Here is a 14,679-nt window from a genome sequence, read left to right as displayed (position 1 = left end):
CTATTTATATCACGTGCTTATGTACTTTGCACCCCGGTCAGAAAGCAGTCCACCGCCCGGGTGAACAGGGCGTCCGGGTCGAGGTCGGCCATGTGGTCGTTCGCCGCGAGCGTCGGGTACTCGGCGGCGTGCGCGCGGATGTGCTCGTGCGCGCTGTGGCGGGGGAGCCGCGACTCCGTGCGCCAGGTCGACTCGGTCAGCGCGGACCCGATGGTCAGGTTGGCGAGGCCGTGCGTGGCGGCGGCCAGTGCCGGTCCCGCCAGGCCCGACCTGGCCAGCGTCGACTGCAGGAACTCGGTGCGTGCCAGCACGTTCGGTCCCAGCATCGGGCGGCCGAGCAGCGCGGGGGACCACGGGTGGCGCAGCATCACCGCGCGCCAGCGGTGGACGAGGGTGCGCGCGTCCCTGGCCCAGTCGGCCGACCGACCTCCTCCTGCTCGACGAGCCGGACAACTACCTCGACGTGCCCGCCAAGCTGTGGCTGGCGGAGCGGCTGCGGGCGAGTGCCAAGACCGTCCTGCTGGTGTCCCACGACCGCCAGCTCCTCGCCGAGGCCGCCGACCGGGTGCTCGCGGTCGAGCACCGGGACGTGTGGGTCCACGGCGGCGGCTTCGCCACCTTCGGCGAGGCCAGGCGCCGCCGCGTCGCGGAGCTGGACGAGCGGCGCCGCCGCTGGGAGGCCGAGCACCGCCGCCTCCGCGTCATGACCCACACGTTGCGCCAGGCCGCCGCGAAGAACGACGCGGTGTCCTCGGCGTACAGGGCCGCCAGGACCCGCCTGTCCCGGTTCGAGGACGCGGGCGCCCCGCGACGACCGCCGCGCGAGGCGAACATCCGGATGCGCCTGTCCGGCGGTCGCACCGGCAAATGGGCGCTGACCTGCGAATCCGTCGCCCTGGTCGGTCTGACCGAGCCGTTCGACCTGGAGGTCCGGTTCGGGGAACGGCTCGCGGTGCTGGGTGGGAACGGGTCGGGCAAGTCGCGGTTCCTGCACCTGCTCGCGGGTCACGACGTCGACCACACGGGCACCGTCACGCTCGGCGCCCGCGTCACCCCGGGGCACTTCGCGCAGACCCACGTCCGTCCCGATCTCACCGGCCGGTGCGTGGCGGACATCGTCATGGCCGACGCGGCCCTGGCCCGCGACGACGCGATGGCCGCGCTCGCCCGCTACGAGATCGCCGCCGCCGGGCGGCAGACGTTCGACACCCTGTCCGGCGGCCAGCAGGCCCGGCTGCAGATCCTGCTGCTCGAACTCGCGGGCGTGACGCTGCTGCTCCTGGACGAGCCGACGGACAACCTCGACCTCGCGAGCGCGGAGGCCCTGCAGACCGGGCTGCGGGAGTTCACCGGCTCCGTCGTGGCGATCACCCACGACCGCTGGTTCGCCGCCGAGTTCGACCGCTACCTCCACTTCGGCAGGGACGGTCGAACAGCGGAGGTGGACGCGCCGGTGTGGGACTAACCTGTCCCGCGTGATGACGTTCTTCTTCTCCCTCGGCTAGCGATCCGCCGGCCGGTTCGAGGAACCCCCGCGGCCGGCGATGTGGGTCGGCTCCCTGCCGCCCAGGTCGCACTTCGGGAGTGTCGTCATGCCATCGCACCGCCCCTCGGCGGTGGGGTCTCGCCTGTTCGCACGCACGGTCCACGGGTTGGAGCACGTCGCCGCCCAGGAACTTCGCGAACGGGACTGCACGGTCGTCGCCGTGTCCCCACGTCAGCTCGTCCTCGACGGACCCGACTCACTGCTCGACCGGCCACCCGGCACGGTCGACGACCTGTTCCGGCTCGTCCTCGCCGCGCCCGATCCCGGGCCGACCAAGCCGGCTCTCCCCGTCCTGGCCCGGTTGCTGGCACGCACCCCGCTCGGCGAGGTGGACGCGCCGGTCGTCAGCGTCTCCGCGTCCGTGGTCGGGCGCCGCACCTACAGCCGCTACGACGTCGAGGACATCGTGGGCGCCGTGCTCGCGGACCGGCTCGGCGCGGTCTACGTGTCGAGGAGGGACGGTCGCGTCCCGCCGCGCGGGGCGGTCGACTGGCGGGTGACCCTGGACGCCACCGGGGTCCACATCGGACTCCGGGGTGCCCGGCCGCCACTGCACCGGCGGCCGTGGAAGGTCGCGTCCGTGCCGGGCACGCTCCACCCGCCCGTCGCCGCCGCCATGGTGCGCGTCGCGGGCATCGGCCACGGCGACCTCGTGGTCGACCCGTGCTGCGGTGCGGGCACGGTGCTGGTCGAGTCGCCGGTCGCGGGTGTCGGCAGCGACATCGCCGGGGTCGCTGCGGCGCGGGTGAACGCCCGCCACCGGCCGGACATCGCCTGGCTGACCGTCGACGCGCGGCGCCTGCCCTACCCGGACGGCTCGGTCGACCACATCGTCACCAACCCGCCGTGGGACCGGCAGGTCAGAACCGTCGGCGTCGCGGGGGAGCTGCTGCGTGAGTGGCGTCGGGTCCTGCGGCCCGGGGGGCGGCTGACCTGCCTCGCGCCGTGGCCGACGCTGCCCGGGTTCCGCACACTCGCGCGGTACCCGATCAGCCTCTTCGGCCGCCACCCGGTGATCACGGTGTGCGAGCGGGGACCCCTCCCGGACCGGAGCCGTTAGAAACGAGGGCATGACCACGGTTGTCCGCGATACCAACGAGGTGCGGGACCGCGTGGTGCGTGCCCTCGCCGACTACGTGGAGCTGTCGGCGTCCATGCGTGAGCTGGAGGACGCCTTCAGCGCGCGGGTCATGCACACCGCGCGGCAGCTGCAGGAGATCGTCGCCACCCGCACGCGGCTCGAGGCCGAGTACCGGCGCATCCGGGACCGCGTCGAGCGCGGCGGGTACGGCAGCGACGAGGAGCTGGCCGACGACGTCGAGTCCGTCCTCACCGACGAGCCCGACGCCTACCAGGTCCAGCCGGCGGAAGCCCCCGCCGAGATCGAGGCCGACGACCTCGACGCGGCGACCAAGGAGCGGATCGTGCGGGAGTTCAAGCGCATCGTCCTGCCCAAGGTGCACTCGGACACCTCCGAGACGCCGTACGCGATCTTCGAGGTCGCCTACAGCGCCTACCGCTCGCGTGACTACACGCTCATGGCGGCCTTCGTCGTCCAGTACCGGGGCGAGGTCACCGCCACCGGCGACGACGGCCGTCCCCTCACGCCGGACCAGCTCGCCACCCGTCTGTCCGACTACCGGGCGGCCGAGCACCGGCTCGCCGACCGCGTCACGGCGTTGCGTGCGAGCCTCACCGAGGACGAGGTCCGTGACCCGGTCGGCACCAGGGAACGCATGGCCCGTCAGCAGGAGCAGTTCCACCGCGCGATCGCCAGGGAGGCCGACCGGCTGCGGGAGCTGCGTGAACGTCTGGAGGCACTCGCGCGGAGGGGAGCGGGCTGATGCCCGACGACAACGCCCTGAGCCGCCGCGCCACCGGTCCGCGCGGCGAGGTGCGGGACCTGATGCGCCGCTTCCTGCGCGAGACCGAGGCCGACGACGAGTACGAGTGGGACACGCTGACCACGAAGGACGGTCTGCCGCACAACTGGGTCTACGACCTGTTCGAGGACTCGCGCGGCCGGATGTGGGTCGGCACCTGGGGCGGTGGACTCGGCCTGTTCGAGGACGGCCGGTGGCGCACGTTCACCCGCCGCCACGGCCTGCCGAGCAACGCGGTCACCTGTGTCCGTGAGGACCGGCGTGGCGGGATCTGGGCGGCCACCGACGGCGGGCTGAGCAGGCTCGCGGGTGACCGGTTCGTGCGCGCGGGTCTGACGGGCGCCAGCAACCTGAACATGTGCTTCGACCGTGACGGGAAGCTGTGGGTCGGCAGCTGGCGTGCCACCCGCTCCGGCGGCGGACTGTCCCGGTTCGACGGAACCGGCTGGCGCACGTTCACCGCCGCCGACGGGCTGCCCGGCCTGGAGATCCTCAAGGTCTTCGAGGACTCGCGCGGCCGGATCTGGGTCGGCACCTACGACCACGGCCGAGGCGCCGGTGTCGGCTGCTTCGACGGCAGGACGTGGCGGGGGTACGACCATCGCGACGGGCTCGCGGACGACTGCGTGTACTCGATGTTCGAGGACCCGGAGGGCCGGATGTGGTTCGGCACGACGGGTGGGGTGTCGGTGTTCGACGGCGACACCTGGCGCCTGCTCTCCACCGAGGACGGCCTGGTGAACGACCGCGTGTACGCGATGTTCATCGACGACGACAGGAAGATGTGGTTCGGCACCGAGGGCGGCGTGAGCCGGTTCGACGGGACCACCTGGCGGTCGTTCACGCGCGACGACGGCCTTGCGGAGAACCTCGTGCGGACCATCACCCAGGACCGCGACGGCACGATCTGGTTCGGCACCTACCCGTTCGCGCGGTGGCGCGGCGGGATCAGCCGCGCCCGCCGCCGGGCCGACCGCGGGAGCATCACCGAGCGCGCGGGTCGCCTGCTCGGCACGGCCGACAGAAACCGCCTGCCTAATGGGAAGTACGGGAAATAAGGGACTCTTTCGGCTGTGGTGCCCGGCCTGGTCGTCCTGCACGCTCGGAAGGTCGTCCTTCCCACCCTGCTGGAGGCAGCGACCATGCGTAAGTTCCTCGTGTCCCTTGCCGTCACGGCGCTCGTCGCGGTGGCCGCGCCCGCCGCCGCGGCGGCGCCGGTCGTGCTCGCCGCGCCCGACATCCCCGTCGCGAACGTGCAGGCGCACCTGAACCAGTTCCAGTCCATCGCCACCGCGAACGGAGGGAACCGCGCACACGGCCGAACCGGCTACCGCGCGTCCATCGACTACGTACAGGCCCAGCTGAACGCGGCCGGCTACACGACCTCGTTGCACTCGTTCACCTCCGGCGGCGCGACCGGGTGGAACCTGCTCGCCGAGTGGCCGCGCGGCGACGCCAACAACGTGCTCATGGCAGGCGGCCACCTCGACAGCGTCCCGGCCGGACCCGGCATCAACGACAACGGCTCCGGCTCGGCGGCACTGCTGGAGATCGCGCTGACCATCGCGCGGCAGAACTACACGCCGGACAAGCGGATCCGCTTCGGCTGGTGGGGCGCGGAGGAACGCGGCCTCGTCGGCTCGACGGCGTACGTGAACAGCCTGTCGAGCGCCGAGCGTGGGCGGATCAAGGCGTACGTGAACTTCGACATGATCGGCTCGCCGAACCCCGGCTACTTCGTCTACTCCGCGAGCGGTCAGCCGTCGGGATCGCTGGCGCTGCAACAGGTTCTGCAGGAGCCGTTCGCGGCAATGGGTGTGCCGACGGAGCTGACGTCGGTCGGCGGCCGCTCCGACCACGCCGCGTTCGCCAGCGCGGGCATCCCGGTCGGTGGCCTGTTCACCGGCGCCGAGGTCACGAAGACCGCGGCACAGGCCCAGAAGTGGGGCGGCACGTCCGGTCAGGCGTTCGACCGCTGCTACCACGCGTCCTGCGACACCACGAGCAACATCAACGTGACCGCACTGGACCGCAACGCCGACGCGATCGCCTACGCCATCTGGACGCTGTCCGCAGGCACGCCGCCGCCGTCCGGCCCGCGCTTCGAGAACACCGCGGACGTCGCGATCCCCGACCAGTCCAGCGCCGAGAGCCCGATCACGGTGAGTGGCGTGTCCGGCAACGCACCGGCAACGCTGCAGGTCGGCGTGGACATCACGCACACCTACATCGGTGACCTCGTCGTGGACGTCCTCGCCCCGGACGGCAGCGTCTACAACGTGCACAACCGTTCCGGCGGCAGCGCGGACAACATCTCGACGACGTACACGGTCAACGCGTCGAGCGAGGTCGCGAACGGCACCTGGCGCCTGCGTGTCCGCGACGCGGCCGCCCAGGACACCGGCACGATCACCGGCTGGAGCCTGCAGTTCTGACCGGACCGCACCGACCGAATCGCACTGATCGACCGCACTGAAGGACGCCTTCGGTACGCCGGGTGTTAGGAAGGCGTCCTTCGGTACGGCCAGTGTGAGGAAGGCGTCCTTCAGTGCGGCCGGTGTTAGGTGGTGGTGGCGGGCTCCGTGCGGACGATTGCCACGTTCTGGGTGCGGGACAGGCGCTCGTACGGGGCCGGCTCGTCGCCGAAGAAGACCGCGAGCGGCGTCCAGACGCCCACCACCAGCAGGGAGAACACCAGACCCACGGGGATCAGCAGCTGTAGCGGCTGGCTGAAGACGTTCCAGTGGTCGACGCTCAGTGCCACCCACGTCAGCCAGAACGGCGACAGCAGCACCCCGTTGCGGGCGAGCAGCGCGAACGGACCCGGCCGTTTGCCGTCGGTGCGTTCGATCCGCATCAGCATGGCCCGTTTGCCCACGGTCGAACCCGTCTGGACCGGCACCAGCAGGAAGTAGAGCACCGCGAGTGCCGCCGTCGCCGGGTTGCGGACCGCGGGGGGCACGCCGAACAGCTGCAGCAGGCCCAGCACCACGACCGTCAGCACGCCGAAGGCGACTCCGTCCGTGAGCAGGGCCAGCACTCGCCTGCTCGCCGTCACACGGGCCGCGTAGCGACTGCGGTCGCGTTCCGAGTCCAGCTCGGGCAGGATCTTGATCAGCGGGCCCGCGACCAGCCAGCCCAGCACGGCACCGACCGTGTTCAGGATCAGGTCGTCCACGCTGAACAGGCGGTACGCGCACGGGTAGATGAACCACACCCCGGTCAGCTGGGTCAGCTCGAAGAACAGCGACGCCACGAACCCCAGGGCCGCGGCGCCGAGGAAGCGCACGCCGGACAGGTAGCGCACGAAGAAGCCGAGTGGCGCGAGGAGCACCACGTTCAGCGCGGTGCTCCACATCGCCGGGTTGAGCCACGTGCCGGACACCCGCGCCCGCGTCTCCAGCACGTCCCAGAAGTAGAAGGGCCGCAGCTGCGGTGTGCTGGCGTAGGTCTGTTCGGCGCAGTACTCCGCCGGGTTCGCGGGCAGCGGGATGATCGTCTGCAGGAACGCGGCTAACAGGTAGAACAGGAAGCAGTAGAAGACGGTCGTCGTCCACCCACCTGCCCGGCCGCGCCGCCGGTAGCTCATCACCGCGACGGGCAGCATCACCACCAGCGCCAACAGCGGGAACAACGTGACCGCCGTGCGAACCGGCAGCAGGTAGGTCTCGAACACCCGGAACTAATACCTCACCAGGTCGACGGCCCTGGTGGCGGCACCACCGGAGGCCTGTCGTCGCAGGTGATGGTGTTGGGGAGCATCCAGGGGGCGAGCCAGCCGCCGTCGTTGCCGCCGAGGTCGATGACGGTGAACTCCGAGCCGGTCGGCGGGAAGTTGAACGAACCGCAGTTGTTGACGCCGACCGCGCCGACGTTGCGGGCGTCCGTGTTCGCGAACGACGCGCCGCCCTTCGCGCGGGCGCTCAGCACCGACGTGCCCGTCCCGTCGACCCGCGTGTCCGCGAAGTGGACGTTCGTGATCGAGTACAGGTCCTTCACGGCCCAGTCGCTCACGAACATGACGGCGTTGTAGGTGTTGTCCAGGAAGTGGTTGCCGACCACCTGGACGTCGGCGGACAGGTCGCGTTCCAGCGCGTAGAACCAGATCGCGCCGAGGCCGATCTCCCAGTTCAGCTCGTAGGTGCCCGCGCGGACGGTGGTGTTGGCGGTGACCCACACGTGGCCGGTGAACGGCTCGGCGCCGAACCGCGATCCCAGCTGGATGGCGCTGCCCTCCCGCACCGGGTCGGCGACCAGGTTGTTCGACACTGTGTTGTCGGTGCCGCCGTAGAGGGCGATGCCGTTGGCGAGCACCGGCGACTGGACGGTGTTGTGGTCGAAGGTGTTGCGGGCGTCCTGTTCGTGCTCCGCCCACATGGCGAGCCCGTCGTCGCCGGTGTTGCGGACGAAGTTGTTCCGTACCACCGAGTCGGTGACGCCGACGTGGAAGTTGAGCGCGTCGGCGACCTGGTCGGTGAGCACGTTGTCACTGATCGTGGTCCGTGCCATCGGCCCGTCGAACCACATGCCGACCTTCGTGTGGTGGACGTACAGACCGGACAGCGTCGAGTCGCTCATGGCGCCGCCGATGCCGTTGACCTGGTCGGTGTCGACCCGTTCGCGGACGTCACCCTCGATGGTGAAGCCGGACAGGTGGACATTGTGGCTGCCACCGTCCGCAGAGGACCTGCCGTAGAAGCCGACGCCGGTGTGGACCGAGCCGTCCGGCGCGGGCGGGTCGAGCGCGACCTCGCGGCCCCTGACGATGGTGTGCCAGTTGCCCGCGCCGGTGATCGTCACGTCGTCCACGATGATGTGGCGGTTGACCTGGAACGTGCCCGCAGGCAGGTAGACCGGCACGTTCAGCAGTCGTGCCAGGGAGATGGCCCGCTCGATGGCGGGTGCGGCGTCACGGCGGCCGGTGGGGTCCGCGCCGAACAGCCGGACGTCGAGGCCGCGGGTGTTGAGGCGTGGCGCGGCGACCAGTTCGGAGTCGAGCAGGTCGATGACCGTCCACGCGGCCCGGTCACTCGCGGTGAGGCGGATCTTGTCGCCCGCCTGGTGGGTGCGGTCCAGCTTCAGCCGCTGTTCGTCGTAGAAGTGGCTGGGGCGGAGGGGTTTCTGGATGACCGGCGGCGGTGAGGTCTGGGCGGGGACGCAGTCGCACTCGGTGATCCACCAGTCGGGGTGGAGCAGGTCGGCGTTGGGGTCGTTGCTGAACGGGTACTGGTTGTAGAGCCAGGCGTGCTGCGAGGTCAGCGTCATCGAGGTGCGGTGGTTGCCGTTGACGGTGACGCCGAGCGGCGCGGTGATGCCGCCGCCGGCGGGCGCGTCGGGGATGCTGTAGCGGACGGTGATCGCGTTCGCCCTGTGCGGCAGCGTGAACTCGACGTACTGGCCGGGCGTGAGCCTGACCGCGGTGCGGCCGGACGCCTCGGACGGCAGCGTGTAGGCGGTCCGGTCCGGGCCGATCACGGTGCCGGTGGTGCGGGCGTTCTCGGCTTCCTGCTCGAGGAACGGCACGGTCGCGCCGCGCCCGGCGACGAGCGCGGGGTCGAGCCCGGCCCTGGTCACGACCGGTGGCGTGGAACGCGTCGGCGATGCCGCCGCCACACCTCCGCCGGTGAGAAGAGCGACGACCGACACCATGGTCCACGTACGCGTCCACCTCATGGCCGACTCGTTCCTCTCGTCGGGAAGGTGAGCAGACGATAGGCGGCCGATCAGCCATCCCACAAGAGACTGCCAAATATTTGCGCTACTCGTTCGGAAAGTTGCGCTTCTGCGGCCACTCACGCCCCCCGATGCACTGAAGGACTCCTTCCTAACGCCCAGCGCACCGAAGGCGTCCTTCAGTACGGCCGGCGGTGGGGGACTTCGGCGGTGGGGCGGCGGTTTCCTGGGCTGGTGAGCCCGTGGATCTGGTGATCTGCAACGTGCACACGGTCGCACGCGTGGGTAGGGATCATGAACCTGCGCAGAACCACCGGCGCCGTCGTGGGGATCGTGGTCGTGGCCTCCCTGGCCGCCGCGAGTCCCGCCGGTGCCCAGGACCCGGCCGCGAGGGACCAGCTCGCCGGGCGCCCACAGACCGTCACACTCCTCACGGGAGACGAGGTCCAGGTCGTCGGCGGCAAGGTCGCCGGGGTGCGGATGGCCGCCGGCCGTGAGACCCGACGGGTCTGGCGGTACGAGCTGAACCACCACCAGCACGTGGTCCCCACGGACGTCGTGCCCATGCTCCGCGCGAACCGGCTCGACGAGCGGCTGTTCGACGTCACCGAACTTCTCGACCAGGGACTCGACGACGCGTCCACCGCGACCGTCCCGCTCATCCTCCAGGGTGCCGTACCCGTCTCGGGTGAGCGGAAGGCGTCCGGTCGCGGGCTCGCCGTCCTCGACGCACCCAAGGACGGCTCGGCCTGGCGCGAGATGACCACGGCCAGGGCCGCCACCGGCAAGGTCTGGCTCAACGGCCACGTCGAGCCGCTGCTGGAGGACAGCGTGCCCCAGGTCGGCGCGCCGCAGGCGTGGGCGGCCGGCTTCACCGGCACCGGCGCCACGGTCGCCGTGCTCGACACCGGCTACGACGCGACCCACCCGGACCTCGCGAACGTCGTGGTCGGCGAGCGCGACTTCACCGGTGAGGGCATCGCCGACACCGTCGGGCACGGCACCCACGTCGCCAGTACGGTCGCCGGGTCCGGCGCGGCCTCCGACGGCCGCCGCAGGGGTGTCGCACCCGGTGCGAAGCTGCTGGTCGGCAAGGTGCTCGGCGAGTTCGGCGGCACCGAGGCCGACATCATCGCCGGCATGCAGTGGGCCGTCGACCAGGGTGCCGACGTGGTCAGCATGAGCCTCGGCACCAACGGCACCTCCGACGGCACCGACCTCATGTCCCAGACGCTCGACGAGCTGTCCGACACGACCGGGACGCTGTTCGTCGTGGCCGCGGGCAACGCGGGCGCCCGCGAGAGCATCGGCAGCCCCGGCGCCGCCGACCGCGCCCTGACCGTCGGCAGCGTCACCAAGGACGACGAGCTGTCCAGCTTCTCCAGCCAGGGCCCGCGGTCCGGCGACTTCGGCCTCAAGCCCGAGATCGCCGCACCCGGCTCCGACATCATCGCCGCCCGTGCCGAGGGCACCTTCCCCGACTCGTCGGTCGACGAGTACTACACCCAGCTCTCCGGCACCTCCATGGCCACACCGCACGTCGCGGGCGCCGCGGCGATCCTCGCGGGCGAGCACCCCGACTGGACCGGCTCGCAGCTCAAGGACGCGCTCGTCGGCAGCGCCAAGCGCCTGCCCGGCATCGACACCCTGGCCCAGGGTGCCGGGCGCCTCGACGTCGCGCGTGCCGTCCGCCAGCAGGTCCGCGCCGAGGGCGTGCTCGCGTTCGGCGAGGCGTGGGCGGGCGAGGCGGACACCGTGGCCGGCAAGGTCGCCTACGCCAATGACGGCGACACCCCGGTCACCCTCGACGTCAACCTGCGCACCAACCACGACGTGTTCACCGTGGACAGTCCGAGGGTGACGGTTCCCGCGCACGGCAACGCCGCGGTCACCGTCTCCGCGCACGTCCCGCACAAGCGGATCGGTGACGTCACCGGCGCGCTGGTCGCCACCTCGGGCGAGGTCACCCTGACCACCCCGCTCACCGCGAGCCTGCCCGGCGAGAAGCACACGCTCACGGTCCGGACCGTCGATCGCGACGACACCCCGGACGCTGCCCTGATCGCCGTGCAGGACGAGAGAACCGGTCTGGCACAGGCGGTCTTCGCCGACAGCGACACCACCGCGTTCACCGTCCCGACTGGCACCTACCGCGTGCTCGGCCAGGTGGCCGACTTCACCGCGCCGAACGACACGCTGTTCGTGCTGCCGACCGGGAAGGTGGACAAGGACACCGAGCTGGTCGTGGACACCAGGAGGGGCAGGGAGATCACCTCCGGTGTGGACGACCCGGACGCGCGGGCGCAGCTCGCGGGCGGTCTCGGTGTGCTGTCCGAGGTGGGCGGTGGCGCGGCGAGCGTCGCCAGGGGCGGCAACGTGTCACGCGACGCGAAGCTGTACACGATCGGCAGCCCCAGGATGAACGGCGTCAGGCTCGGCTACTTCGGCTACTGGACCCGTCCGTTCGCCACGGTCCGCGTCGACGGCCGGGACGGGTTCGAGGCCGAGGACATCTACGTGTCCACCTACCCGCGCCTGGACGGCACGGTCACCGGTGAGATCGCCCACGTCGGCCACGGTGAGCGCGAGAGCATCGACGCGGCGGGCGAGGTCCGAGGCAAGATCGCGGTGATCGCCGCGACCGGCCCCGACGACCCGACCAACCCGTCCGAACAGCAGCTCCAGGACGCCGTCGCGCTGCTGGCCGAGCGTGGCGCGAAGCTCGTGCTGTCCAACTACAACCCGCAGTACAGCGCGCCGAACCCACCCGCCCTGCCCCTGCCGGTGATCATGGTGTTCAACCTCCGGGACCTGCAGGAGATGGTGGCGCGCACGGCGAACGGCCCCGTGACCGCCACGGTGACCGGGCGGGTGAACAGCCCGGTCGCCTACTTCCTCGCCGACGTGGTGACCGGTCGGATCCCCGCAGGGCACGCGTTCCGGTTCGCCCGCGGGGACCTCGGCATGATCGACCGGGAGCTGGTGGACACGTTGCCCGACAAGAGGTACCGCTACCAGATCGCGACCTGGTCGGCCGACGGCTTCGTCGCGAACGGGGACGTCGAGCTGGACTGGCCGCACCACCGCACCGACTACGTGTCGCCCGTCGCGGCGCTCGGCGTGTACGGCGACGCCGGCTACACCGACGAGGGCGCGTTCGGCAGCGAGGTCACGCTCCCCATGACCGTGAAACGGGGTGAGACCAGGCACGTCCGCATGTTCGGGGCACCGTTCGGTCCCGAGCTGACCACCGGGCCGACGAGCCGGCAGGACGGCACGGTCGTGCCGGTCGCCTACCGGCAGCACGACAAGCTGGTGCTCGCGATCCCCATGTTCGCCGACGCCGACCCCGCCGACGCGAGCTTCTACGACACGACCAACCACGGCTCGACGGTCGTGCGCGGGGACGGTGTCGAGATCGGGCGACGCGACGACATCGCGGGTCTCGGCACGTTCACGCTGCCGTCCGGGCCGGGGACCTACACGGTCGTCGCGGACGCCGAACGGCAGGCGTCCCTGCTGCTGGAGCCCGCGCTGTCCACACGTACGTCGGCGCGGTGGACGGTCCACACCCGCGCCGGCACGGGGGAGCGGGTCGCGTTGCCGTTCCTGGACGTCCGGTGGTCGCTGCCGCTCGACGACCACAACCGGGCGGGGACCGGCACGCTCACGGGCGGGCTGACCGTCGCGACGCAGCCGGGCGTCACGGCGCGGGAGGTCCGGTCGGTGTCGGTGGAGGTGTCCTACGACGAGGGCGCCACCTGGCGGAAGGCGACCGTCACGCCCCGGGGCGACCGCTTCGACGTGCGCATCCCCGGCGGCGGCACGTCCGGCGGCTACGCCTCCCTTCGGGCGAGCGCGACCGACGGCGCGGGCAACGCGGTGACCGAGACGGTCGTACGCGCCTACGCCACTCGCTGATCGCAGGGGAAAAAGGCGCGTTCGGGCCGTCCCGAACGCGCCTTTCCCGTGTCTTTACCTCCGAACGGTCCTTGTTTCACCCCGGGCCGGGTGGTTGCGTGCCACCGGGTCGGGGAAGTCGATGGAGGGAATGCCAGTGCGAAGAACACCCTTCCGAGCCATGGTCGCGGCATCGGTGGCCGCCTGCGCCGCCAGCCTGTGCGTCGCGACCGCGGCGCCTGCGGCGGCACAGGATGCCCCCGAGGCGCATTTCGTGGTGCTCGGACCCCAGCACGGCTCGCTGCACCGGACCGAGGCGTCGATCCGCGCGGCCGGTGGCGACGTGCTGAAGAGCTGGCCGCAGATCGGGGTCGTCATCGCGACGTCGACGAGTGCGGACTTCGCGGCGACCGTCCGGCGCAAGCCGGGTGTGGAGGCCGCGGGTGCGTCCCGCAACCTCGCCGAGCTGGGCGCCGCGGCGGCCCGCGCGGCGAGCGGTGCCGCGTCGAGCCAGCGTGCGGAGATGCTCGCGCCGATCGACGCGGTCGCCGGGAAGACCGTGGCGATGACGAGGCACTCGGGCACGGCGACGCCCGAACCGCTCGAGGCCAACCAGTGGGACCTGCGCCAGATCAAGTCCGACCGGGCCAACGCGATCTCCGGTGGCAGCAGGAAGGTCCTCGTCGGTGTGCTCGACTCGGGCATCGACGCGACGCACCCGGACCTCGCGGCGAACGTCGACGCGTCGAAGTCGGTCGGCTGCGTGAACGAGGGCGTGCCCGACACGTCCCCGGCCGCGTGGGCGCCGACGACCAGCTCCCACGGCACGCACGTCGCGGGCACGATCGCCGCCGCCCGCAACGGGATCGGCGTGGCGGGCGTGGCACCGAACGTGCGGCTCGCCGCGGTGAAGGTCGTCGACGACGACGGCTACATCTACCCGGAGTACGCGATCTGCGGGTTCCTCTGGGCCGCGGACCACGGCATGGACGTCACGAACAACTCGTACTTCATCGACCCGTGGTTCCTGTGGTGCAAGACCGACCGCGACCAGGCCGCGGTGATCCAGGCCGTCAAGCGGGCCGTGGACTACTCGGTGCGCAAGGACGTGGTGAACGTCGCCGCACTCGGCAACAGCAACTGGGACCTCTCGCACGAGATCACCGACACCGGCAGCCCGAACAACGGCACCCCGGTGTCGAGGACCGTCGGCAACGAGTGCCTCGACATACCCGCCGAGCTGCCGGGTGTCGTCGGCGTCTCGGCGATCGGGCCGGAGGGCCGCAAGTCCTACTACTCGAACTACGGGATCATCGAGACCGACGTGACCGCGCCGGGTGGTGACTCGCGGCAGGTCGCCGACACGCCGGACGCCAGGGGATCGGTCCTGTCGACGATCCCGGGCGGCGGCTACGGCTACTCGCAGGGCACGTCGATGGCGTCGCCGCACGCCGTCGGGGTGGCCGCGCTGATCCGCAGCACCCACCCGCACTGGTCGGTCGGCGCGGTGTTCGCGTCGCTCGGCGTCCGTGCGGACCGGCTGCCGTGCCCGCCGGGTGTCTACGACCCGGACGGCACCGGTGCGTTCCTGGCCACCTGCCAGGGCGGCCGGACCGGCAAGGGCTTCTACGGTGCGGGCGTGGTCGACGCACTGGACGCGGTGACCCGCTGAGTCGA

Annotated in this window: 9 protein-coding genes and 1 pseudogene; 7 read left to right on the top strand and 3 right to left on the bottom strand. The window is 71.4% G+C overall.

Features of this window, described 5'->3' with window-relative positions:
• Window positions 1-17: 17 nt before the first annotated feature.
• Window positions 18-404: pseudogene (locus tag CLV71_RS30990) on the bottom strand (TetR/AcrR family transcriptional regulator C-terminal domain-containing protein); the annotation flags it as partial.
• Between the two features lie 59 nt (window positions 405-463).
• Here CLV71_RS30990 and CLV71_RS30985 point away from each other — a divergent pair.
• From CLV71_RS30985 to CLV71_RS30965, 5 genes are all read left to right on the top strand, one after another.
• A complete protein-coding gene (locus CLV71_RS30985; RefSeq protein WP_341771680.1) occupies window positions 464-1,465 on the top strand; it encodes an ATP-binding cassette domain-containing protein in 1,002 nt (333 codons plus the stop codon).
• A 127-nt stretch (window positions 1,466-1,592) separates the two neighbouring features.
• On the top strand, window positions 1,593-2,606 hold the full coding sequence (locus CLV71_RS30980; protein ID WP_166664319.1) for a methyltransferase domain-containing protein: 1,014 nt from the start codon (window positions 1,593-1,595) through the stop codon (window positions 2,604-2,606).
• Window positions 2,607-2,616: 10 nt separating this feature from the next.
• Window positions 2,617-3,390 carry a hypothetical protein gene (locus CLV71_RS30975; RefSeq protein ID WP_133906415.1) on the top strand — a complete coding sequence of 258 codons (774 nt, stop codon included), beginning with the start codon at window positions 2,617-2,619 and terminating at the stop codon, window positions 3,388-3,390.
• On the top strand, window positions 3,390-4,487 hold the full coding sequence (locus tag CLV71_RS30970; protein ID WP_133906414.1) for a ligand-binding sensor domain-containing protein: 1,098 nt from the start codon (window positions 3,390-3,392) through the stop codon (window positions 4,485-4,487). Before CLV71_RS30975 ends, CLV71_RS30970 begins: the two co-directional genes overlap by 1 nt.
• Before the next feature lie 84 nt (window positions 4,488-4,571).
• The gene (locus CLV71_RS30965) at window positions 4,572-5,864 is read left to right on the top strand and encodes a M28 family metallopeptidase (RefSeq protein ID WP_133906413.1); all 1,293 of its coding nucleotides are present in this window, start codon (window positions 4,572-4,574) and stop codon (window positions 5,862-5,864) included.
• 125 nt (window positions 5,865-5,989) lie between these two features.
• On the opposite strand, the gene CLV71_RS30960 is transcribed toward CLV71_RS30965, so the two are convergent.
• Complete coding sequence (locus CLV71_RS30960) at window positions 5,990-7,105, bottom strand: VanZ family protein (protein WP_133906412.1); 1,116 nt, start codon at window positions 7,103-7,105, stop codon at window positions 5,990-5,992.
• Window positions 7,106-7,119: 14 nt separating this feature from the next.
• Window positions 7,120-9,102, bottom strand: a complete 1,983-nt coding sequence (locus CLV71_RS30955; RefSeq protein WP_133906411.1) for a glycosyl hydrolase family 28-related protein — start codon at window positions 9,100-9,102, stop codon at window positions 7,120-7,122.
• 294 nt (window positions 9,103-9,396) lie between these two features.
• Between CLV71_RS30955 and CLV71_RS30950 the strand changes: the two genes are divergently transcribed.
• Together CLV71_RS30950 and CLV71_RS30945 are read left to right on the top strand one after the other, a co-directional pair.
• Window positions 9,397-13,023: a S8 family serine peptidase gene (locus CLV71_RS30950; RefSeq protein WP_133906410.1), complete on the top strand. Its 3,627-nt coding sequence runs from the start codon at window positions 9,397-9,399 to the stop codon at window positions 13,021-13,023.
• 160 nt (window positions 13,024-13,183) lie between these two features.
• Window positions 13,184-14,674 carry a S8 family peptidase gene (locus CLV71_RS30945; RefSeq protein WP_208297828.1) on the top strand — a complete coding sequence of 497 codons (1,491 nt, stop codon included), beginning with the start codon at window positions 13,184-13,186 and terminating at the stop codon, window positions 14,672-14,674.
• Window positions 14,675-14,679: the final 5 nt, after the last annotated feature.

Origin of the sequence: Actinophytocola oryzae (assembly GCF_004364325.1) — a bacterium.
GTDB lineage: Bacteria > Actinomycetota > Actinomycetes > Mycobacteriales > Pseudonocardiaceae > Actinophytocola > Actinophytocola oryzae.
The sequence above is the reverse complement of the archived record's forward strand: the minus strand, read 5'-3'. Positions and strand labels throughout refer to the sequence as shown.

Coding starts and splice junctions, on each gene's coding strand:
- CLV71_RS30980 (WP_166664319.1), top strand. CDS start 1,593: ATGCCATCGCACCGCCCCTCGGCGGTGGGGTCTCGCCTGTTCGCACGC.
- CLV71_RS30975 (WP_133906415.1), top strand. CDS start 2,617: ATGACCACGGTTGTCCGCGATACCAACGAGGTGCGGGACCGCGTGGTG.
- CLV71_RS30970 (WP_133906414.1), top strand. CDS start 3,390: ATGCCCGACGACAACGCCCTGAGCCGCCGCGCCACCGGTCCGCGCGGC.
- CLV71_RS30965 (WP_133906413.1), top strand. CDS start 4,572: ATGCGTAAGTTCCTCGTGTCCCTTGCCGTCACGGCGCTCGTCGCGGTG.
- CLV71_RS30955 (WP_133906411.1), bottom strand. CDS start 9,102: ATGAGGTGGACGCGTACGTGGACCATGGTGTCGGTCGTCGCTCTTCTC.
- CLV71_RS30950 (WP_133906410.1), top strand. CDS start 9,397: ATGAACCTGCGCAGAACCACCGGCGCCGTCGTGGGGATCGTGGTCGTG.
- CLV71_RS30945 (WP_208297828.1), top strand. CDS start 13,184: ATGGTCGCGGCATCGGTGGCCGCCTGCGCCGCCAGCCTGTGCGTCGCG.